At 65.3% G+C, this 21,390-nt stretch carries 19 protein-coding genes; 9 read left to right on the forward strand and 10 right to left on the reverse strand.

Annotated elements, in window-relative coordinates; genetic code table 11:
* The first annotated feature begins 63 nt into the window (after nucleotides 1-63).
* The 4 genes from AC07ZH_RS06125 to AC07ZH_RS06140 are packed head-to-tail and all read left to right on the forward strand — an operon-like array spanning nucleotide 64 to nucleotide 5,163.
* A complete protein-coding gene (locus tag AC07ZH_RS06125) occupies nucleotides 64-1,941 on the forward strand; it encodes a TRAP transporter large permease (protein ID WP_119107661.1) in 1,878 nt (625 codons plus the stop codon).
* Between the two features lie 42 nt (nucleotides 1,942-1,983).
* Nucleotides 1,984-2,523, forward strand: a complete 540-nt coding sequence (locus tag AC07ZH_RS06130; protein ID WP_495198980.1) for a VOC family protein — start codon at nucleotides 1,984-1,986, stop codon at nucleotides 2,521-2,523.
* A gap of 13 nt (nucleotides 2,524-2,536) precedes the next feature.
* On the forward strand, nucleotides 2,537-3,802 hold the full coding sequence (locus tag AC07ZH_RS06135; RefSeq protein ID WP_495198981.1) for a ribulose-bisphosphate carboxylase large subunit family protein: 1,266 nt from the start codon (nucleotides 2,537-2,539) through the stop codon (nucleotides 3,800-3,802).
* Nucleotides 3,803-3,825: 23 nt separating this feature from the next.
* Complete coding sequence (locus tag AC07ZH_RS06140) at nucleotides 3,826-5,163, forward strand: four-carbon acid sugar kinase family protein (RefSeq protein ID WP_495198982.1); 1,338 nt, start codon at nucleotides 3,826-3,828, stop codon at nucleotides 5,161-5,163.
* A gap of 99 nt (nucleotides 5,164-5,262) precedes the next feature.
* On the opposite strand, the gene AC07ZH_RS06145 is transcribed toward AC07ZH_RS06140, so the two are convergent.
* The 4 genes from AC07ZH_RS06145 to AC07ZH_RS06160 all read right to left on the reverse strand — a co-directional run bounded on the left by AC07ZH_RS06145 (nucleotide 5,263) and on the right by AC07ZH_RS06160 (nucleotide 9,743).
* Nucleotides 5,263-6,723, reverse strand: a complete 1,461-nt coding sequence (locus AC07ZH_RS06145) for a phospholipase D-like domain-containing protein (RefSeq protein ID WP_495198983.1) — start codon at nucleotides 6,721-6,723, stop codon at nucleotides 5,263-5,265.
* A gap of 59 nt (nucleotides 6,724-6,782) precedes the next feature.
* Nucleotides 6,783-8,402: a GMC family oxidoreductase N-terminal domain-containing protein gene (locus tag AC07ZH_RS06150; protein WP_495198984.1), complete on the reverse strand. Its 1,620-nt coding sequence runs from the start codon at nucleotides 8,400-8,402 to the stop codon at nucleotides 6,783-6,785.
* Between the two features lie 10 nt (nucleotides 8,403-8,412).
* Entirely contained in the window at nucleotides 8,413-8,901 is a 489-nt protein-coding gene (locus tag AC07ZH_RS06155) for a hypothetical protein (protein ID WP_495198985.1), read from the reverse strand.
* A gap of 245 nt (nucleotides 8,902-9,146) precedes the next feature.
* Nucleotides 9,147-9,743 carry a helix-turn-helix domain-containing protein gene (locus AC07ZH_RS06160; protein ID WP_495198986.1) on the reverse strand — a complete coding sequence of 199 codons (597 nt, stop codon included), beginning with the start codon at nucleotides 9,741-9,743 and terminating at the stop codon, nucleotides 9,147-9,149.
* A gap of 410 nt (nucleotides 9,744-10,153) precedes the next feature.
* On the opposite strand from AC07ZH_RS06160, the gene AC07ZH_RS06165 reads away from it, so the two are divergent.
* Genes AC07ZH_RS06165 through AC07ZH_RS06180 form a run of 4 tightly spaced genes read left to right on the forward strand, consistent with a single transcriptional unit; the run spans nucleotide 10,154 to nucleotide 14,336 of the window.
* Nucleotides 10,154-10,861 (forward strand): ABC transporter ATP-binding protein, encoded by a 708-nt coding sequence (locus AC07ZH_RS06165; RefSeq protein ID WP_495198987.1) that lies wholly within the window; start codon nucleotides 10,154-10,156, stop codon nucleotides 10,859-10,861.
* Nucleotides 10,858-12,246, forward strand: a complete 1,389-nt coding sequence (locus AC07ZH_RS06170) for an ABC transporter permease (protein ID WP_119107669.1) — start codon at nucleotides 10,858-10,860, stop codon at nucleotides 12,244-12,246. Before AC07ZH_RS06165 ends, AC07ZH_RS06170 begins: the two co-directional genes overlap by 4 nt.
* Before the next feature lie 26 nt (nucleotides 12,247-12,272).
* On the forward strand, nucleotides 12,273-13,046 hold the full coding sequence (locus AC07ZH_RS06175; RefSeq protein WP_119107670.1) for an outer membrane lipoprotein-sorting protein: 774 nt from the start codon (nucleotides 12,273-12,275) through the stop codon (nucleotides 13,044-13,046).
* A gap of 6 nt (nucleotides 13,047-13,052) precedes the next feature.
* Nucleotides 13,053-14,336 (forward strand): hypothetical protein, encoded by a 1,284-nt coding sequence (locus tag AC07ZH_RS06180; protein WP_495198988.1) that lies wholly within the window; start codon nucleotides 13,053-13,055, stop codon nucleotides 14,334-14,336.
* 296 nt (nucleotides 14,337-14,632) lie between these two features.
* Here the strand turns inward: AC07ZH_RS06180 and AC07ZH_RS06185 are convergent, their stop codons facing one another.
* Nucleotides 14,633-15,592, reverse strand: a complete 960-nt coding sequence (locus AC07ZH_RS06185) for a class I SAM-dependent methyltransferase (protein WP_495198989.1) — start codon at nucleotides 15,590-15,592, stop codon at nucleotides 14,633-14,635.
* 70 nt (nucleotides 15,593-15,662) lie between these two features.
* Between AC07ZH_RS06185 and AC07ZH_RS06190 the strand changes: the two genes are divergently transcribed.
* Complete coding sequence (locus AC07ZH_RS06190; RefSeq protein ID WP_495198990.1) at nucleotides 15,663-15,914, forward strand: GlsB/YeaQ/YmgE family stress response membrane protein; 252 nt, start codon at nucleotides 15,663-15,665, stop codon at nucleotides 15,912-15,914.
* A gap of 155 nt (nucleotides 15,915-16,069) precedes the next feature.
* Here AC07ZH_RS06190 and AC07ZH_RS06195 read toward each other — a convergent pair whose 3' ends face one another.
* The 5 genes from AC07ZH_RS06195 to AC07ZH_RS06215 are packed head-to-tail and all read right to left on the reverse strand — an operon-like array spanning nucleotide 16,070 to nucleotide 21,389.
* On the reverse strand, nucleotides 16,070-16,639 hold the full coding sequence (locus AC07ZH_RS06195; RefSeq protein ID WP_495198991.1) for a DUF2889 domain-containing protein: 570 nt from the start codon (nucleotides 16,637-16,639) through the stop codon (nucleotides 16,070-16,072).
* Nucleotides 16,640-16,650: 11 nt separating this feature from the next.
* Nucleotides 16,651-18,282 (reverse strand): class I adenylate-forming enzyme family protein, encoded by a 1,632-nt coding sequence (locus AC07ZH_RS06200; RefSeq protein ID WP_495198992.1) that lies wholly within the window; start codon nucleotides 18,280-18,282, stop codon nucleotides 16,651-16,653.
* A complete protein-coding gene (locus tag AC07ZH_RS06205) occupies nucleotides 18,275-19,069 on the reverse strand; it encodes an enoyl-CoA hydratase/isomerase family protein (RefSeq protein ID WP_119107676.1) in 795 nt (264 codons plus the stop codon). Before AC07ZH_RS06205 ends, AC07ZH_RS06200 begins: the two co-directional genes overlap by 8 nt.
* Nucleotides 19,066-20,103, reverse strand: coding sequence for an NADPH:quinone oxidoreductase family protein (locus tag AC07ZH_RS06210; protein ID WP_495198993.1), 1,038 nt, complete (start codon nucleotides 20,101-20,103; stop codon nucleotides 19,066-19,068). The genes AC07ZH_RS06205 and AC07ZH_RS06210 overlap by 4 nt, the downstream gene beginning before the upstream one ends.
* Nucleotides 20,100-21,389 carry a TRAP transporter large permease gene (locus tag AC07ZH_RS06215; protein WP_495198994.1) on the reverse strand — a complete coding sequence of 430 codons (1,290 nt, stop codon included), beginning with the start codon at nucleotides 21,387-21,389 and terminating at the stop codon, nucleotides 20,100-20,102. The genes AC07ZH_RS06210 and AC07ZH_RS06215 overlap by 4 nt, the downstream gene beginning before the upstream one ends.
* Nucleotide 21,390: the final 1 nt, after the last annotated feature.

Raw genomic sequence — 21,390 nt, forward strand, 5'->3', positions numbered from 1 at the left:
GGCAGCATGGCTGCTGCGCGGCTGGGCGCCTTGGCGACCAATTTTTGAAAGCACCCCACGTCCATGTCTCACGCCACTGATCCTGCGTCCGAGTTGCCCACCAACCCTGTCAGCGCGCTCGCGTGGCGGCTCGACCATGGCTTTGGCATGGTGATGGAAACGTTGGGTGCGGCCATCGTGCTGATTGAGATCGCCGTGCTGTTCTCGGGCGTGGTGGCGCGATACGCGCTGCACGCACCGCTGGTGTGGACCGATGAGCTCGCGTCCATCCTTTTCCTGTGGTTGTCCATGCTCGGCGCCGTGGTGGCCTTGCGCCGAGGCGACCACATGGCCATGACAGCGATCCTCAATCGGGCCAAACCCGGCACGCGCGCCATGCTCCAGACGGTAGCCATTGCTGCAGCCCTGGCATTTCTGGCCCTGGTGCTCTGGCCTGCCTACCAATACGCCGATGAAGAGCGCTACATCATCACCCCAGCACTGGAGGTAAGCAACGCCTGGCGTGCATCCGCAATTCCGTTCGGTGCGCTGTTGATGATCGTCGCGGCCGTGCTGCGCCTTTTCAAATTCAGCACGCTGCGGCAGATCGGTCTGGCCATCACCATCACCGCTGTATTGGTCGCGGCCTTCTGGCTGGCCCAGCCAGTATGGGCGATGCTCGGAAAGCTGAACCTCATCGTGTTTTTCGTGGGAGTGGTGGCGGGCTGCGTGTTTGCCGGCGTTCCCATTGCCTTCTCGTTTGCGCTGGCCACCTTCGGCTACCTCGCGCTCACCACACAGACGCCCATGGTGGTGATGGTCGGGCGCCTCGACGAAGGCATGTCGCACCTGATGCTGCTGGCCGTGCCACTGTTCATTTTTCTAGGCGCCCTGATCGAAATGACGGGTATGGCGCGCGCCATGATCGGGTTTCTCGCCAGCCTGCTCGGCCATGTGCGCGGCGGCCTGTCGTATGTGCTGATCGGGGCGATGTACCTGATCTCGGGCATCTCGGGCTCCAAGATCGCCGATATGGCGGCCATTGCGCCGGTGCTGTTTCCTGAGATGAAAAAACGCGGCGCCAAACCGGGCGACCTGGTCGCGCTGCTGTCGGCGACCGGCGCACAGACGGAGACCATTCCGCCGTCCATCGTGCTGATTACGATCGGCTCGGTCACTGGCGTGTCGATCGCGGCACTGTTCACCGGCGGGATGCTGCCCGCCGTAGTGCTGGGCGTTTGCCTGTGCAGTGTGGTGTGGTGGCGCAACCGCAACGAAGACCTGAGCGGTGTGCGGCGCTTTCCGGCGCGCGAGATTGGGCGGCTCTTTCTGGTGGCCCTGCCGGCGATTTTGCTGCCCTTTGTGATCCGTGCCTCGGTCGTCGAAGGCGTGGCCACGGCCACCGAGGTTTCGACGATCGGCATCATCTATTCGGCTCTCGCCGGCCTCGTGTTCTACCGGCGATTCGACTGGCGGCGCCTACGCCCCATGCTCGTGGAAACCGCCTCGCTGGCCGGCGCCATCATGCTCATCGTCGGTTGTGCCACCGCCATGGCCTGGGGCTTGACGCAGTCGGGCTTCTCCACCGATCTGGCTCGGTTCATGGCGAATATTCCGGGCGGGCGGTTTGGCTTTCTGGCGATCTCCATCCTCGCCTTCATCGTGCTCGGTTGTGTGCTGGAAGGCATTCCCGCGATCGTGCTGTTTGGCCCCCTGCTCTTCCCCATTGCCCGTGCCGCCGGCGTGCACGAGGTGCATTACGCCATGGTGGTCATCCTGTCGATGGGTATTGGTTTGTTCGCACCACCCATTGGCGTTGGCTACTACGGTGCCTGCGCCGTCAGCAAAGTCGATCCGAGCGAGGGCCTGAAGTACATCGGCGGCTACATGGCAGCGCTGGTTCTCGGCCTGTTACTGGTCGCCGCCATTCCCTGGATTTCCACAGGCTTTCTCAAGGGCTGAGCCACAAGCCACCCGATTCCTCACGCTGATTGAAAGAACCCCATGAGCCGACATTTCGGAGAAATTCGCCAACTGGGCTATGTCGTGCACGACATCGAAGCCGCTATGGACTATTGGAGCAAGACACTGGGCGTCGGCCCCTGGTACTACAACCCCCAGGTGCCGATCGTCAACTACCGCTACGACGGCCAGGCCTACCAGCCGCACAACTCGGTGGCGCTCGCCAACTCGGGCTTTGTGCAGGTGGAACTCATCCAGACGCGCAACGACGTACCCTCGATGTACCGCGACTTCCTGCAAGCCGGCCGCACCGGTCTGCAGCATGTGGCGTACTGGACGCAAGACTATGACGCCGACATCAAGCGCCTGCTCGCCCAGGGCTTCAAGCCCAAGATGAGCGGCGAAGTTGGCGAACGCGGGCGTTTCATCTATTTCGATACCGAATACCACCCCGGTACGGTCATCGAGCTGTCGGAGGTCGCCGGGCCCAAGGGGCGCCTGTTCGACCTGATCCGCACCTCCTCGCAAGGCTGGGACGGCAGCGACCCGGTGCGTCCCTTCCCTGATCTGAGCAGTCTCTGAGGGTTGGCGCAGCATGAATACCGATCGCATCCTGGCCCGCTATCTCGTGGAAACACCGCTCGATCCTGCGCGCGTGGCCGAAGTGATGGCGGGCGAGCAGTCCTGCGGCACCTTTACGCGCGTGGCAGGCGAAACCGATGCATTGCGCAAGCGCGCCCGGGCCACGGTGCAAGGCATCACCACCCTGGCCACCACCAGTGCTCCGAGCCTGCCCAACGCGTGGCTCACGCGGCACGCCCCGAGCGGGCCCTGGCACCAGGTGCAGATCGACATTGCGTACCCGGTGGCCAACATCGGCGCGAACCTGCCCACGCTGGTGGCCACGGTCGCCGGCAACCTGTACGACCTGGGCGAAGTCACCGGCATGCGGCTCGAAACCTTGCAACTACCGGCCGACTACCGCACGCAATTCGAGCTGCCTGCCGTCGGCATCACCGGGACGCGGCGCATTACCGGCGTCGACCAGGGTGCACTGGTGGGCACCATCATCAAACCCAACGTGGGCCTGTCGCCGCAGCAGACGGCCGAACTGGTGCGCACCCTGTGCGAGGCCGGCGTCGATTTCATCAAGGACGACGAAGTCTGCGCCAACCCGGTCCACGCACCGCTGGCCGAGCGTGTGCCGGCCGTCATGGCCGTCGTGCGTGCGCACCAGGAACGCACCGGCAAGCACGTAATGGTGGCGTTCAACATCAGCGACGAAACCGACGCCATGAAACGCCATGCCGATCTCGTGGCGCGTGAAGGCGGATCCTGCGTGATGGCCAGCATCAACTGGTGCGGCTACTCGGCCATGCAGACCTTGCGCCGCCACACCCCGCTGGCGCTGCACGCCCACCGCAACGGCTTTGGCGCGCTCTCGCGCCACCCGGGGCTCGGCATCGGCTTTCAGGCGTACCAGACCCTGTGGCGCCTGGCTGGCGTGGACCATATGCACGTGCATGGACTGCAGGGAAAATTCGCGCAGGCCGATGAGGAAGTCGTCCAATCTGCGCGCGACTGCTTTACGCCGCTCATCTCAGGGCTTGACGACCGCGTCCTGCCAGCGTTTTCTTCCGGCCAGTGGGCGGGCACCGTGCCCGCCACCTGGGACGCCATCGCCAGCGACGATCTGCTGTTCATGTCGGGCGGCGGCATTCTGGCCCACCCGGACGGACCAGCGGCCGGCGTCATGAGCCTGCGCCAGGCTTGGCAGGCCGCTCGTTCAGGAACGCCTTTGGCTGATTTCGCCCGACTGGCGCCAGAACTCCGCCGCGCGCTGACGTTCTTTGGCCAATAGCCCGGGAACGAGCACCCCCTGCCATGGCCGTCTCTAAGATCGCACCACCGCGCATCGTCTATTACGCGGACGACTTCACCGGGGCCACCGACACGCTGGCCAACGCAGCCCGTGCGGGCCTGCGCGCCCTGTTGTTCCTGACCCTGCCCACGCCAGCGCAGCGCGCACGGGCAGGTGCGCTCGATTGCCTGGGCATTGCTGGCGCCGCGCGCGCCATGGCGCCAGCTGAAATGGCCGCCGAACTCGCGCCCGTGGGAGCCTTCTTTGCCGCTTCGGGCGCACGGGTGCTGCATTACAAATGCTGCTCTACTTTTGACAGCGCGCCCCATGTGGGCAGCATCGGCCAGGCGGTGCGCAGCCTGCGCCCCTATGCCCCCAACCCGTGGGTGCCGGTTGTCGGCGGCCAGCCGAACCTGGGGCGCTACTGCGTCTTCGGCAACCTGTTTGCCGCCGCAGGCAGCGGGGGTACGGTGCACCGCATCGACAGACACCCCACCATGCGCCAGCACCCGGTCACCCCCATGGGTGAGGCCGATTTGCGGCGCCACCTCGCGCAGCAAGGGCTGGTGCAAATAGGCGGGCTCGACTACACCGCCTATGAAGCGCCAGAAGCAGGCCAGTTGACACGGCTTCAAGCCTTGCACCTGGCGCACCCCGATGCCGTGCTGCTCGACGTCGCCCGGCCGGCCGACCTGGTTCCCGTCGGTCGGCTGATCTGGCGCGCCGCGCTGCAGCAGCCCCTCCTCGCGGTCGGCCCCAGCAGCGTGGTGCAGGCCCTGACCGCCGCATGGGCCGCCGATGAAACGTCCATGCCTGCAGCGCAAGCGAACCCGCCGATCGGTCCATCCAAAGGGCCGGTGCTGGTGCTGGCCGGCAGCCTCTCGCCGATTACCGCCACCCAGGTGCAGCACGCCACCTCGTTCTCCCACGTCGCGCTGGACCCTGCGCAACTTGTGAACGCCGATGGCGCCTACCGCCAGCGGTTGGCCCTCGAAGTGGCCGCGGCACTGCAGGACGGACACCATGTGCTGGCCTGCACGTCGAGCGCGGGCGGCAGCCCCGCCGCAGGCTTGTCCATCGGTTCGCGACAGCTTGCCCTCGCGTGCGGCGAATGGCTGGCAACCGTGCTGAACCACACCTCGGTGCGCCGCGTCGGGATTGCCGGGGGCGACACCTCCAGCCTTGCGGTGCAGGCACTCGACGCCTGGGGCCTGTCGCATCTGGGCCAGCTCTCGCCCGACCAGGCGCTGTGCCGGCTGCACAGCAACGTCCCGGCGCTCGACGGCCTGGAGCTCATGCTCAAGGGCGGGCAGATGGGGCCACCGGATCTGTTCGAACGTCTGGTGCGCGGCGCAGCCTGACAGCGCCTGGGCGGTGCAATGGCCTGGAACAGAAAAAATGAATGAAAATGGCTGCTAGCGCTTATATGTAAAGCATTTGTAGCTATCTATTTGTGAGTTTCACAAGTACGGCGACAGCAGCCATACCAGCCGATTGCGCAGCCGTGCGGGCAGATGCTGGCGGGCCAGCGTGGCGGCATCGAGCGGCGTGGCGCGGGCGATGCGGGTGTCGATCAGCGGGCTGAGCTTGCGCACCAGTTCGCCGTCGTGGCATTCCAGGTTGTATTCAAAGTTGAGCCGCAGGCTGCGCGCGTCCCAGTTGGTCGAACCAATCAGCGCCCAGGCGCCGTCCACCACCAACAGCTTGGCGTGGTCGAACGGCGCCGGCGTGAGGTAGATGCGGCAGCCGGCTGCCAGCAGTGCGTCGAACTGCGGGCGCATGGCCCAGTCGAGCAGCGGCAGGTTGCTGCGCACCGGCAGCACGATGTCCACCACCACGCCGCGCAGTGCCGTCGTCTGCAGCGTGCTCAGCACCACTTCGTCGGGCAGAAAGTACGGCGTGACGATGCGCACCCGCTGCCGCGCCGCAGCCAACGCGCCCAGAATGACCTGGCGCATGTGGTCCATATCGGCGTCCGGGCCATCGGTCACGCCCCGCGCCAGCACCGAGCCACTAGGCTGCGGCAGCGCAAACCAGGGCGCGCCATGCAGGCGCTCGCCCGTGGTGAACGCCCAGTCGATGGCGAAAGCGCGCTGCATGTCGGTGGCCACCGGCCCACGCACTTCGAAGTGCAGGCAGTGCACGGGCGTAGCCGGCTGCCTGCTGATCCAGTGGTTGGCGCTGATGTTCATGCCGCCGGTAAAACCGACCACGCCGTCCACCACCAAAATCTTGCGGTGGTTGCGCAGGTTCACATGCGAGAGCACGCGCGTGAATGCAGGCGGCAGGAACGCGGCGCAGGGAATGCCCAGCGCCCGCAGGCGCCGCAGCACGCCGGTCGGCCGATAGCGCGATCCCACGGCATCGATCAGCACGCGCACCTGCACGCCCCGCGCCTGGGCGCGCGTCAGCGCCTGCACAAAGGCTTCGCCCACGGCGTCGTTGTGGAAGATGTAGGTCAGCAGCGTGACGGACTGCCCGGCCGCGTTGATCGCCGCCAGCATCGCCGGGTAGGCGATGTCGCCATCGGGCAGGGGCAGCACGCTGTTGCCCGCCAGCAGCGGTTTTCCCGTCACCTGACGGGCCACCCGGGCCACGCCGCCCAGCGGAGCATCCACCGCCTCGTCGGGGACTGCAAAGGCTTCGGCCAAGTCGCCTTCGCTCTGCCAGGCTTTGCGCAGGCCCAGCGCCACCCCAGTGCGCCCGATGCGGTTGATGCCCAGCAACCAATACGCAAGCGCACCACCGAACGGTGCCAGCCAGGCCAGACCAATCCAGCCGACTGCAGCGTGCACTTCGTCCTTCTTCATCAGCGCATGCAGCGTGACGGCGATCGCCAGTGCGATGTGCACCGAGGAGACCAGCCACAGCGCAAAGCCATGCAGCAGTTGCAGCAGCAGCGTGGGCAAGGACGGTTCCATGCGGTGATGTTAGTGTGCGTTGATGCATTCTCCCCACGGGCCTGCGGCGAACGCTCGCCTCAGCCCAGCACCACCGCCCTGCCTGTCAAGCGCTGCGCCAGCCCCTGTGCCAGCCGGTTGGCAATGCCGTAGATGGACAGCTGCGGGTTCGCGCCCACGCTGGTCGGAAAGAGCGAGCCGTCGTGCACCGACAGGTTTTCGATCTGCCAATGCCCGCCGTCTGCACGCACCACGCCTTGCGCCTCCGTTGCGGCCATGGCGCAGCCGCCCATGACATGGGCGCTGACCACCTTGGTGAGCAGCGGCTTCATGGGCAGTGCCGCAATGGCGCTGCGCGCCGTGTCCCACGAGGTGTAGGGGTGCGATCGCTCGTGCACCGGCAGCACCTCGCGCGCACCCGAAGCAAACTGGATTTCGGCCATGGCCAGCAGCGCGCGCCGGGCGCCTTCCATCACGAAATCGGTCAGCGGGTAGTCCAGCACTGCCGAGCCATCGCTGCGCAGCTTGACCTGGCCGCCCGGCGCCTGCGGGTGAAAGCCGTCGCGCAGCAAGGCCAGCAGCACATGGGTGTGCGGAAATTTCGCCAGCATGTCGGCGTGCGGCTGGCCGTAGCCCGGCATGGTCGTGGCCATGATGACCGGGTGCAGGGGCGGCGCCTCCAGCTTGAAACCTATGGGGCCGTCGATTGGCTGCGTGTCCATGAAATGGTCGGTGTAGATGGACTGCGGCGCGCCCGCCCAGCCCTCCACCCGCTGCTCCAGCACGGCCGCCGACATCACCACCGGGTGCAAAAAGGTGCGCGCGCCCAGCAGCGCGTGCGGGTCGGGCGCCTTGGAGCGCAGCAGCACCGCCGGTGAATTGATGGCGCCGCCCGCCAGCACAAAGTGCTTGGCCACGATGGTGGTGGCGATCTGGCCCGGCGCCACCGGTGCGCTATTGGGCCGCACGGCCACGCAGCGCAGCGCCTGCGCTTTGCCGCCATCCAGTACGAATTGTTCAGCGCGTGTTTCCACCAGCAGCGTGGCGCCGTGGTCCAGCGCCGCGGGGATGGTGGTCACCAGCATGGACTGCTTGGCATTCGTCGGGCACCCCATGCCGCAGGAACCGAGGTTCCAACAGCCTTTGACGTTGCGCGCAATCACCGACGCGGAAATACCAAGCTTTTGCGCCCCGCGGTGGAGCAAGGCGTTGTTCTCGTTGGGCTCCGTCAACCAGGGCGCGATGTGCAAGCGCCGCTCGGCCTGATCAAAATACGGCGCCAAAGCTTCACGGTGGTAATCCTTCAGCCCTAAACGCTCCTGCCAGAAGCGCAATGTGGACTCGGGCGTGCGGAAGGAGCTGGTCCAGTTCACCGTGGTGGATCCGCCTACGCAACGCCCCTGGAGGATGGAGATGGCCTTGTCCTCGGTTTTGCGGCTCGCACTTTCCTGGTACAGCGAGGGATAGGCCTCGGATTCATGCTGGTGGAAATCGCTGCTGCTCTTGAGCGGCCCTTCTTCCACGATGACGACGGCCAGACCCGCCTGGGTCAGCAGCTCGGCGGTGATGCCGGCACCGGCGCCCGAGCCGACAATGGCGACGTCGCAGGTGATTTTGGCAGGCAGTGCGCCGTGGACGCCGCCCAGCACCTTCCAGCCGCGCTGTAAACCCGCGCGGATAGGGTCAGGAAATTGGCTCATACGAGGAAGATCAAAGAGGCAAAGGCCCGGGGTAGCCCAAAGCGGCCCAGGTGCTTTCGTCAGACATGTAGGCGCCGCCCACGATCTCGTGCAGCGCCTGGTAGGCCTGCTGGCGCAGCGCCAGGCTGGAAAAACGCATCCCTTCCAGGGCGGCCTGCACCTGTGCCTCGCTGGCATCGGCCCAGGCCGGCGCCAGGCCCGCCAGCCCCAGGCGCCCTGGCGTGGTGCACAGCAAGCCCAAGAGTTGCGAGAGTTCGGCCTGCACCGCAGGCGGCAGGTTGGCCGTCAGCGCGTCGATGCGTTCGACCATGCCCGCAAGCGCGCGACTGCATGCCTGCGCATCAACAGGCAGGGTGCCTTGCAGGATGGCACGGCCCAGGCTGGCAAACAGCCCACGGGCCGACGCAGAAAGGCGCCCCTGCTCCAGGCCCGGCCGCAGCAGCACCGCGGCCCCACCCGCCAACGCCAGTACGGCGCCGGACACCAAGCCCAGTTTCAAAAGAGATCGTCTTTGCATCGGACAAATATCGCACGCGATGCATGAGCAGCTCTAGAGGCTGGCACCTAGAGGGCACGGGGGTTTTCCTCCATGCCGCGGATCCGATCTGCGTCAACTCCAGTGCAGCAAACACTGTACGCGGAACCTCGCCGCCTTTGCCAAAACTTCCTCGCCGCTACCCCATCCGCCATTCGGGAGGGGGGTGGAAAGCCGTTACCCACCGTGCAACCACCATCTCCCGCTGCTCACTGGTCGCGCAGCCGGTACATCCAAAAACTCTCTTCTTGCTCGATGGCCGCAAGCAGGTCCGTAGGGCTGTGGCCCGTATTGCGCCGGACGTCGCGGCACAGGTGGGCCTGGTCGGCATACCCACAGTCCACAGCCATTTCGGCCCAGTCAAGGGAGCCTCGTTGGTGCGATGCCATCGCCCGAAAAAATGTTTCTTCCGCACGCTCCATGCGCCGCAAATCCCGCAGAGGCTGGCCTGCCCATTGCTTGATGCGCCGCTCCATCTGGCGCATGCCGACGCCCACCCCCGACTGCGCCGCCCGCAAGGCCAAATTCTCGACCCAATAGTGAAAGCGATCCGCCCGAAGCACGGTACCATCGCGTACCAGCGCCCAGCGTGGCTCCAGAAAATCTTCAAACAAGGCGATACGGCGCGCGTCATCGGTTGCCCGGAGCACCTCTTGCGCCATGGTCCCCCATGCGGCGCCAAATACTTCTTCCAGCGGGACCACACGATTGACCAGGGAACTGACGGGCACACCGCTAAGGGCTTCCACCGCCGCCGGAGTCAGCGCCACCATCAAAGCCTCTACCGGCCCTGGGTTATGGCTCACAACCGGCACGCTGTGCGGGCCGATCAACGAAATACGCGGCGTTACTTCGCAGATGGCCTGGTCGCCGCGTTGAACGACCGTGGCGCCTCCCTGAAACAACCAACAGATTGCGCACAGCGGGGATGCAGGGAAATGGTTGTACCGCTGCTCAGGACCAAGCGCCAGGCCCGCTGTGCTTCGAACAATATGCCCTCGCACACAAGACGCAAGCGACAAGCGTGGCGCCAAGAGGGCGCAGCGGACACCCGACTTCGGAACAGTGGCGACAGGCAAGTGCATACGCAATTCTAGGCTGCGCATACGTGTCGGAATCGTTCAATACAGCCCGCCCAGGGGTGCGCGAAACTGCGGCCGCACCAATGGTCCCGCCTTTGGATTCCTGCTTTTTCGACCTCTCGCCGCCCTGCACCATGCACCCTGTCATTCTGAGAAATGTCTCTCGCACCTACCGCTTAGGCAGTGTGGATGTCCCCGCCTTGAGCGACATCCATCTTGAGATCCGTGCCAATTGCTTCACCGTCATCTGCGGGCCTTCGGGCAGCGGCAAGACCACGCTGCTCAATGTGGTGGGCTGCATCGACCGCCCAGACCACGGCGAGGTCCTTGTTGCCGGGCAGAACGTGCTGGCGCTGTCGGACGACGCGTTGTCCGACTTTCGCGCCCGAAACCTCGGTTTCATCTTTCAAAATTTCAACCTGTTGCAGGTGCTCACCGCCTATGAGAATGTCGAGTACCCCTTGCTGCTAAGCGGCATGCCCGCCCCGCAGCGGCGCGAGCGCGTGCGCTTGCTGCTCGATGCGGTGGGCCTGTCTGACAAAGCCCGGAACCGCCCAGGCCAGCTCTCTGGCGGGCAACGCCAGCGCGTGGCCATTGCCCGTGCTCTGGCACCCGCACCGACCCTGGTGCTGGCCGACGAACCCACCGCCAACCTCGACAGCCACACCGGCGCGGGCATCATTGCCCTGATGCGCCAGATGCAGCGCGAGCACCATGTGTCGTTTGTGTTTTCTTCGCACGACCCGCAGGTGCAGGCGGCGGCCGACGACACGGTGACGATTTGCGACGGGCGCATCACCTCCATCGAACGGCTCCCCGAGTCTTCAGGGGTGCTGGCATGAACACCGTGTCGCTCGCACTGCGCAACTTGCTGCGCAACCGCCGCCGCTCTCTGGCAACCTTGCTGGCCATGGTGATTGGCCTGTGCGCCATTTTGGTGTTTGGCGGCTACAGCAGCAGCACCATCTACTCCATGCAGACGGGCTATGTGCAGTTGCATGGGCACCTGCAAATCCAGCGCAAGAATTATTTTCTGGATGGCAGCAGCAACCCGACCGCCTACGGCATCGCGGATTACGAACGCATCATGGAGCAGGTACGACGCGACCCGGTGCTCGCACCCATGCTGACGGTGGTCACGCCCAAACTGCAATTGAGCGGCATTGCCGGAAATTTCGCAGCCGGGGTCTCGACCAATGTGCTCTCGGCCGGTATCGTCGCCCCGGAACAAGCACAACTGCGCGCATGGGACGACTACGGCAACATGAGCTACGCCCCGCCCATCGCCCTGCTGAACACACCGGGCAATGCGGTAGTCATTGGCACCGGCGTGGCACGCAAGCTGCAGTTGTGCCAGGCGCTGAACGTGCACCCCTGCCCGACGCCCAGCATTGCGAAAAACACGTCCGCTGCACCGACGCCGGACGACATTGCGGCCCTCTCTGCACAGGAAGCGCCCAGCGCCTCCGCCAAGCAATCCACCCATATTGAAATGCTGGCCGCCACGGTGCAAGGCGCGCCCAACGTGGTGGGGCTCGACGTGGTGAAAGCAGAGAACTTCGGGCTCAAGGAGTTTGACGACAGCTACACCATGATGCACCTCGCCCAAGCCCAGCGCTTGGTCTATGGCGGAGCCGCGCCACAGGTCACCGCCATTCAAATCCAGCTGCACCACACCGCGCAGATGGCGCAAGCCCGAGCACGGCTCACACAGTTGCTGGCGCCCGAGCTTCAAAAGGGTGAATTGGAGGTGTTGGACTATGAAACCCTGGCGCCCATTTACGGCCAGACCATCGAGTTCTTCCAATCGGTGTTTGGCTTTATCGCCATACTCATCGGCGTCATCGTACTGTTCACCGTGGGCAACACCATGGGGATGGCCGTGGTGGAGCGCACCACCGAAATTGGCACCTTGCGCGCCATCGGTTTGCGCCAAGGCGGTATTCGCCGCCTGTTCGTGACCGAAGGCCTGGTGCTGGGGGTGGCGGGCGCCGTACTGGGCACGCTGATAGCGCTGGCGCTGGCCGCATTGATCAACCACAGCGGCTTGACCTGGACGCCGCCCGGCTATGTCTATGCCTACCCGCTCAAGGTACGGCTCTGGGGTGCTTGGGCCACGCTGGCCGGCAGTGCCGGAGCGCTGGTTCTGGTGGCCGGGCTGTCGGCCTGGTGGCCGGCACGGCGGGCCGCGCGTTTGCTGATCGTCGACGCCCTGCGCCATGTCTAAGAGTCTGTTCGAAGAAAGAGGCGACGATGAAAAAACAATGCAAATCCCTGCTCGCGTTGCTGGCCTTTTGCATGGGCACCGCATGGGCCGCACCCAGTGCCCAAGAAATCCTGGCTGCAAGCGATGCCGTGCGCAACCCGGACTTTTCGTTTGGGCTGACCAATACCCTGATCGAATACCGCAAGGGCCAGCAAACCGATACGAATACGCTGGCCATCTATTCCAAGGCCGACGCCAGCAGTGGACAGTTTCGCAGCCTGGTGCGTTTCGTGGCGCCGGCGCGCGATACCAACAAGCTCATGCTCTACAGCGGCAAAGACCTGTGGTTTTTTGACCCAAGCAGTAAGGCCAGCATCCGTTTGTCGCCGCAGCAGCGCCTGTTGGGGCAGGCATCGAATGGCGATGTGGTCACGGTCAACCTGGCCAAGGACTACGGTGCACAGCTGGCAGGAGAAGAAGACACACAGGATGGCGAGCGCAAGACGCGCCACTGCTACAAACTCGCCTTGAGCGCCCAAACGCCCGATGTCAGCTACCCCCGCATTGACATCTGGATCGACACCGGCAACCACCAGCCCATCAAGGCGCGTTACTACGCCGACAGTGGCCAGTTGCTCAAAACCGCCTACTTTCGCCACTACCAGCGCCATCTGGGGCAGGAGCGTCCTACCGAGACCGTCATCATCGACGGGCTCGACCCGACTTGGGTCACGGTGATGCGCTTTACCGACTGGACTCGGCGCGAGGTGCCCGACGCCTGGCTGCAGCGGGACTACCTGCCCCGCTTCAAACCCGAGTAACGCCCCATGCGACTTGTCCTGCCCACGCGCTGGCGCCAGCGCAGGCTATCGATGGGTGCATTGGGCGCACTGGCCGTCGCCCTTGCGTTCCCAGCCGCAGCCCAGTCAGGCGATATTGATGCCTTGCTGCTGGCCGATGCCCCTGCCGCGCCCACGGTCGCCGCCCGCGACTGGCAATTGTTTTCCGAGCTTGCTGCAGGCCAGGTCCACACACTTTTGGGTCGTGATCGCGACAACCAACGCGTATCGCTGGATCTGCAAATAGACCACTCGCTGGCGCCCGGTTGGCGTGCGGTGCTCGCCGATCGGCTGGACGTGAGTTGGCCACCGCAGGTCGGACAAGAACACCCCATCAGCACACTCAAGGAAGCATGGGTGGGCTGGCAAGCAAGTGACACCCAGGCGGTGGATCTGGGCCGTATCAATGCACGGTTTGGCGTCGCCACCGGCTACAGCCCGACGGACTACTTTCGCACGGGTTCCATCCGCTCCGTGGTTTCGGTAGATCCAGGCAGCCTGAAGAAAAACCGCCAGGGCGCTTTCATGCTGCGCAGCCAGGCGGTCTGGGACCAGGGGGCGCTCACCGCCTTGTTCTCCCCACGCTTGGCTGCGCAACCCAGCAGCGCCCCGTTTGCGCTTAACGAGGGCGCAACCAACGCCAGCAACCGCTGGCTGCTGGCATGGAGCCAGCGGCTGAACGACCAGTTCAATCCGCAGTGGTTGCTCTACGGGGAAGAGCGGCAAGCCCCTCAAACAGGGTTCAACCTGGCGACACTCGTCAACGACTCCACCGTAGCGTTCGCCGAATGGTCAGGGGGGCGCAGCCGCTCCCAGCTGGCACAGGCGTTGGACCTCCCCGAAGACCGCAGCTTTCACCAGCGGCTGAGTGCCGGTGCCACCTGGACCGCAGCCAGCAAGCTCTCGCTCACCCTGGAATACTCCCGCAACAACGCCGCCCTTAGCGCCCCGGCATGGCGAGCATTGCAAAACAGCGCGTCCATCGGCTATGCGATGTACCGCAACTGGACCATCACCGCCCAGGAAATGGCGACGCACAACATGTATGCCGTGTACGCCCACTGGCCGGATGTACTTGTGCCGCATTTGGAGCTGAACGCCATGGTCCGAGCCAATGCCGCTGACCACAGCCAACTGCACTGGCTGGAGCTGCGCTACCACTGGAGCCAAATCGATCTGGCCATGCAATGGCAAGGCAGCAAAGGCAGTGCGCGCAGCGAATTCGGCGCGGTGCCCCGTGCATGGGAGTTGAGTGTGCGCAAGTATTTTTGAGTTCAGGCACAGTGGTCTGCCCGTTTTTGCGCTGGCGGTACACCCCCAGTTTTCCGCGCTGGTCCCACCACGGCATTCAAGGCGATCCGGTGGTCAAATGCGAATTTCAACCATAGCTCACTGCATACGCCTTGGTCTCTGGCCACCTGAACTCCAGCTTTTTGAGCTGGCCTTCGTTCATGGGGCGGCATCGTGCACCAAGCAGGCAGTCACACCGCTTGCACGCCAAGGCTCCTTCGTATCCATGCCATCCGCGTTGCGGGTGAGGCGGGTTTCACCGGCCGGACCCTGCCGGCCTACAGCTCGGGCGCCTGGTACACCAGTACCTTCAGCGCCCGTTCGGGGTCCAGATCAGCAAACACGGCTGGATTGGCCACCCGCTCGACGAATACCAATTCCGGCGCCACTTCTTGCATCTGGTCCTGCAAAAAAGCCACCCCCAGTTCGGGCGCATTCAGGCACAGCAGCGCGTGCCCGCCCGGCGCCACCAGGTCCGGCAGGCGCCGCATGAGCCGAGCGTAGTCCTTGGTCGCGACGAAGCTGCCCTTCTGGTAGCTCGGCGGATCGACGATCACCAACCCGTACGGCCCGCCGCGCGTGATCTTGCCCCAGCTGCTGAAGATGTCGTGCGGCAGAAAGCTCGCCCCCGCGGTGATGCCATTGAGCTGGTGGTTCTGCTGGCCGATGGCGAGTGCACCGTGGCTCATGTCCACGTTGACCACCTGGCGGGCGCCCGCCTGCAGTGCCGCCACCGAGAAGGCACAGGTGTAGGCAAACAGGTTGAGCACCTTCAGGCCGTAGCGATCCGATCGGCGTGCTTCGGCATATTCGCGCACCCAGCGCCTGCCCTCGGCCATATCGAGGAACAGGCCGTGGTTCTGACCCTTTTCGATATGCACACGAAACCGCGCGCCCTGCTCGGTCACGACATGCGGGGCGGGCACGCTGCCGGCCAAGATGCGGGCTTCGGTGCGCCCGTGCGTGCGCAGTGGCTCATTGCGGCACTGAAATACCCAGTGAAGGGCCTGACCGGGTGCCAGCGCCTCCCAGCGCCTGGCCAACGCGGCGCCGATGAGGGCAATCTGAGCGTCTGTGCCCTCCTCCGCAGGCAGGAAGCTGGTGAGCACAAAAACGGGGGGATAGGCGTCGAGCGTCCAGTGCTCGCAACCAGCATACAGCCCACCCCGGCCATGGAAAATGCGTTGGGCGTCGGTAGGCATGGCCATCGTGGCGATGGCGTTCAACAAGGCTTGCATCGGCAGATTGTCGGTGCTGCGGCTACAGTGGCCGCTCCCAGGCCAAATGGCTGTCTGTCAAAGGAATCGAATGTTTGCCCTTCTCGGAACCCTCATCGTCGGCCTCATCGTCGGCCTGATTGCCCGCGCGGTAAAACCCGGCGACGACAAGCTGGGCTGGATCATGACCATCGTGCTCGGCATCGCCGGCTCGTTCCTGGCGCGCTATGTCGGCGTAGCCATGGGCTGGTATGCGCCGGGCGCACCCGCAGGGTGGCTGGCGTCCATCCTCGGCGCGATCGTGCTGCTGGTGGTCTACGGCCTGGTGAAGAAGAAGGCGTGAGCCACGAGGGCAGCCCTCGTGGCAAAGGAGACGAAAATTTGTAGTAAAAATGGCCTCCAGCGCTTATGTGGTAAGCGCTGATAGCTATAAAAACAGGAGAGAATTTCCGGCTGCCTCCGGCCCGGTCTGGCGCGGGCGGGCGGGCAATGCCGTGCTCAGAGGCCTGGTTTTTTCGCGAACTGCGGAAAGACCTCCAGAACGGCCGCGCCATCGGCACGCCAGGAATGGCATTTGTCCACGAAGAATGGCGCCACCCCGCCACGGCCCATGCTCGCCAAAGGGTTGCCGCCTTCCGGCGTGCGTCCAAATCCCACCGTCTGGAAGGCCACGGTGGCGGTGGCTTGCAGCAGTTCGCTCAGATGCGTGCAGGAGGCTGAAGGGGGAAGCCGGGCCTTCAGCGCCTGGCGCCAGCCCGGGCCCAGCCGCAGGCCCTTGAGCGACTGCAGCGCTGGAATCGCATCGGGGCAGATGCCAAACGGCGAGGCGTCGGTGGCGGCTTCAATGGCCAGCACCTGCATAGCGTCGTCCAGCGTGAGGCGTACCCACATATCGTGCACCGGATCACCCTCGCCGATTGGCTCGTTGCGATAGTTCAGATGGGCGAAGGGCTTGCGGTCGGTCAAGCGGCCCTCGATGTCCCACAGGCCGTCTTCGCGTGCGAAGCCCTGGAACTCAAGGGCGCGCCGGTGCAGCGGCTTGCGCGGGCTGGCGTCGGACAAGGGCACGGCAACCAGGCTCAGGCGGTCGCCGCGCTGCGCTGCAGAGCCTGCGCCTGCGCCTGGGACTTGAGCTTCACCTTATCGACCTTGCCCACCGGGAGCAACGGCAGTTCGGCGCAGACGATGAAGCGCTTGGGCACCTTGTAGTTGGCCAATTGGCGTTTGCACCAGTCGGCAGCTTCCTTCTCGCTGATCTGCCGGCCCGGCGCGGGCACCACATAGGCCCAGCCTACTTCGTCGTAGAGCGGGTCGGGCACGGAGACGACGGCGCTCAGCACCACCGCCTCGTGGGTTTCCATGGCCAGTTCGACCTCGCGCGGGTAGACGTTGTAGCCGCCGGACTTGTACATCTCGCTGCGCCGGCCGATGAAGCGGATGTTGCCATCCTCGCGTAGCACGGCGGTGTCGCCGGTGTGCAGCCAGCCGTCTTCGGTGAAGGCTTCGGCGGTGGCCTGGGGCCGGTTCAGATAGCCACCCATGCAGTATTCGGCGCGCACCTGCAGCTCCCCGGGCACGCCGGGCGCACAGGGCTGGCCATCGTCGTCTGCCACGCGCACCTCGCCCACAGGCGTGGCCCGGCCGATGGTGTTGGCCAGCGTTTCCACGTCGGCGTCCGGGTCGGAATAGGTGACGGAGCCGCAGGTTTCCGTCATGCCGTACGTGAGGCCCAGCGGGCAGCCGGTGCTGCGGATCAGCTCCAGCAGTTCCGGCGCCATGGCGGCGCCGGAAAATACGAACCAGTCGAGCTTGGCCAGCAACTCTTTGGAAAAGCCGGGCTCGTCCACCATCATCTTGAACATCGTGGGCAGCAGGATCAGGGCGTTGATGCTCCCTGCCTGGAGGGCGGCAACGAATTCCGCTGCTGAGAAGCGCTCGGTAAAGCGCAGCGTGCCGCCGCCAATGAAGGTGAACAGCCCCAGGAAATGCATGCCGCCGATGTGGTTCACCGGAAGCGGGTTGATGACGCGGGGGTAGCTGCGGGTGGCAAAGCGTTCGTTCTGCGTACGGCTGCGGCGGATCAGCTCGCGGTGGCGCAGCAGCACCCCCTTGGGCTTGCCGCTGGAGCCCGAGGTGTAGACCAGCAGCGCGGGCGCAGTGTCCTGCACTGCCGCGCGGGCGCTGGCAAGCTGTGCGTCGAGCGCGGGATCGGCGAACGAGACCGCCCAATCGTCGAAACTGGAGCCGTCGGGGCCGCGCCGCTCAATGAGGACGGTGGCGCGGATGCCGGGGTTCTGCTGCGCCAGGATTTCGATGTCGGGCGCGTACGAACGGCCCTCCAGGGAATCGATGGACAGCAGCAGCTTGGGCTGCGCATCGCCGACCACATAGCTCAGTTCGGGCAATTGGTAACGGGGATTGAGACCCAGCCACAACACGCCGATTTTCGCGGCGGCAAGAAAGCTGATGAAGGCCTCGGGGCGCGGCGGGCACAGCATGGCGACGCAGTCGCCGCCCTGGAGGCCATGGGCCAGGTAGGCCCGCGCGCACTGGTCCACCTTGCGGCGCAGCTCTGCATAGGTGATGCGCATGGCACCGAACAGGATGGCATCGCGCTCGGGGTGCTGCGCGGCGTGCGCGTCCAGCCAGTCGGCCAGTACCCGGTAGGCGGACGGGTCGCTCTGCCGAGATTGGAGTGGGGTTTCAAGCATGACCGGCCTTTCCCGTCAGTTGCTGCGTGAAGCTTTCGCGCGCGCGCCGGCCTTCGTCGTCGGTCATGCAGACCAGCATGTCGTCCATATCGCTGTAGCTGGCGGTTTTTGCCAGCGCGAGGCTGTAGGCGTTGACCGAGCGCTTGATGATTTGCGCCGCCAGCGCGGGCAGCGCCGCCACTTCCTGGGCTAGCTCCATGGCAGCGGCCACCGCGCCGCCGGGCTCAGCCACGTGTTCGGCAATGTTCCATGCCGCCAGCTCTTCGGCGCCATGGCGCCGGCAGAGGATGGAGATCCACTTCGCACGGCCCGGGCCCGCCAGCGCGGCCAGGCGGGGCAACGTGCTCCAGCCGTAATTCAGGCCGAGGCGGACTTCCGGCACATAGGCAAAGGCATTGCGCGCAAACACGCGCCAGTCGCACGCCAGTGCCAACCCGAAGCCGCCGCCCACCGCGCCGCCTTCGACCGCGGCAATCGTCACCGCCGGCATGGATTGCCACAGCTCGGCCATGCGCGCGCCTTTGTCCGTCATGCGGCGCACCTGGTTGACGTCCGGCTCTTTCTCGATGGCGTCGAAGGTGCTGATATCGGCGCCTGCGGAAAACGCCTGCGGCCCACCGGTCAGCACGATGGCCTTGACCGAAGCGTCCTCACGCAGCGTCTCAGCGGCGTCGATGAGGGCGCTGATCAGCGCGTCGTTCAAGGCATTGCGCTTGTCCTGGCGCTGCAGCGTGACAAGGGCAATGCCGGTGGCCGGCTTCTCGATACTTACAAGGGGGTGCGTCATTCGGTGACTCCAGAGGGAATGGGAAGGGTGGCAACGACCTTGCCGGCATACGCGCCGCAGGCCAGTTGTTCCAGCGCGTGGGCAACGCCTTCGAGCGGTACGGTGTCTGCGATCCGCGGATTCAGGCGGCCTTGGCGGTACCAATCGAACAGCGTTTGAAAGGACTGGCGGGTCTGCGCGGGGCGCAGTTGCTGGTAGGGCCCCCAGTAGCAGCCGACGATGTCGATGTTCTTGACGAGGATGTGGTTGGCGCGCAGCGTCGGCGCCTGCCCGCTGGTGAAGCCCACGACGACCAGCCGGCCCTCGAACTGCAGGCAGCGCATGGCGGCGGCGGTCGCGTCTCCACCGACCATGTCGAGCACGACATCCACGCCAGCGCCCACGCCCGCTTGCTGCAGCGCGCGCTTCAAGTCGCCCGCCGACCACGCCACGAACGCGTCGGCGCCAGCCTGCATGACGGCGCCGCGCTTGGATTCGCTGCGCGAGACCCCGATCACCCGGGCGCCAAGCGCCTTGCCCACTTGCACGGCGGCCAGGCCCACCGCCCCGGCGGCACCGAGCACCAGCAGCGTTTCCCCGGGCACCAGGCGGCCGCGTTCGCGCAAGGCGCAGAGCGCGGTGCCGTAGGGAATGTAGAAACCGGCGGCCTCATCGTCGGGCATGGCTGTGGGCACGCGTGCGAGCCGGTGCTGGTGCATCACGGCCCATTCGGCATAGGCGCCGGCGCCGACCTGCCCCATGACCCGCTCGCCGGCTGTCAGGCCCTGCACGCCCGCACCCACAGCCACCACTTCGCCGCAGAGCTCGGCCCCCGGCACGAACGGCAGCGCCTGTTTTTCCTGGTAGCTGCCGCCAATGCTCAAGGTATCGGCGAAGTTGAGACCGGCTGCGCGCACCTGCACCAACACGCTGTCCGCGTCCAGCGCCTGCGCTTGCGGGCGCGGCACTTCGGTCACCTGCATGCCGTTGGGCCAGCCGGTTTCGCGGACCAGCAGGGCCCGCATCGTGTTGCCGGAGGGATTGGTCGTCGTCATTGGTTCATGCCAGAAGGCAGCCAAAGAATGATTTGCGGGAACAGGATCAGCACGATGATCAGCAGCACGTGGGCCACCACATGCGGCCAGACCCCGGCGAACACCTCGCCCACCGGCGTACCGGTGCTCTTGGCGACGACGAACACGTTAAGACCCACGGGCGGCGTGACCATGCCCACTTCGGCCAACAAAATCACGAGGATGCCGAACCACACCGGGTCGAAGCCGAGCTTGACGACCAGCGGCAAAACGATGGGAATGGTGAGGATGAGGATGGAGAGCTGGTCCAGGAAGCAGCCGAGCACCAGGTACAGCACGACCAGGAACGCCAGCACGGTGTAGGGCGACACGCCCGAGCTGCCGACGAAATCCACCAGCCGCTGCGTCGCTTCGGTCATGGTGATGAAGTAGCCGAACATCTGCGCGCAGATGACGATCAGGCCGATCATGGCGCTGGTGGCACAGGCGCGCGAGACTGCGCTCAGGAATACCTTGCGCGTCATGCGGCCCGAGGTCACGGTGAAGACCAGAGCGCCAAGTGCACCCAGCGCTGAGGACTCGACCGGCGTGGCGATACCCAGGTAGATCAGGCCCGTCACCAGCAGGAAGAGTCCGCAGAACGGCCCCGCCACCTTGATGGAGTCGATCTTTTCCTTCCAGCTGTAGGCCCGGCTTTCGCCCGCACGCGACGGTTCGCGCCATAGCAGCAGCCAGATGGTGAAGACGATGACCAGGGTGACGAGCGCCCCGGGAATGATGCCGGCGACCAGCAGCTTGGCCACGCTGGTGCCGCTCAGAAGGCCGTAGAAGATCAGGGCGACACTGGGGGGAATCAGCATGGCCAGCGTGCCGGAAATCGCCACGATGCCCTTGGCGAAACGCGGCTCGTAGCCCTGCGCGATCATCGACGGAATGCTGGATTTGGACAGTGTGGCGGCCGCCGCCGTGCTGGAACCCGAAATCGCACCGAAGGCCGCGCCGGTCAGGGCCGTCGCCACGCCGAGCCCGCCCGGCAGGCGGCCCACCCAGGCGGCAATCGCCATGAACAGCGAATCGGAGATCCGGCTGGCAACCATGAACTCGGCCATCAGCAGGAACATCGGGATGGTCATGAACTCGTAGCTACCGACGGCCGAGGCCGGTGCCGTCGCGAGGATGCCGGTCAGCAAGTCGGTTCCGCCGAAGAAGACCAGGCCGATCGAGCCGGCAATGCCCAGTGCAAAGGCCACGGGCAAGCCGACCGCCAGCAGCGCCATCAGCAACACAACAACCAGAGCGAGCGTCATG

This window comes from Simplicispira sp. GW247-4R2A (genome assembly GCF_059424465.1).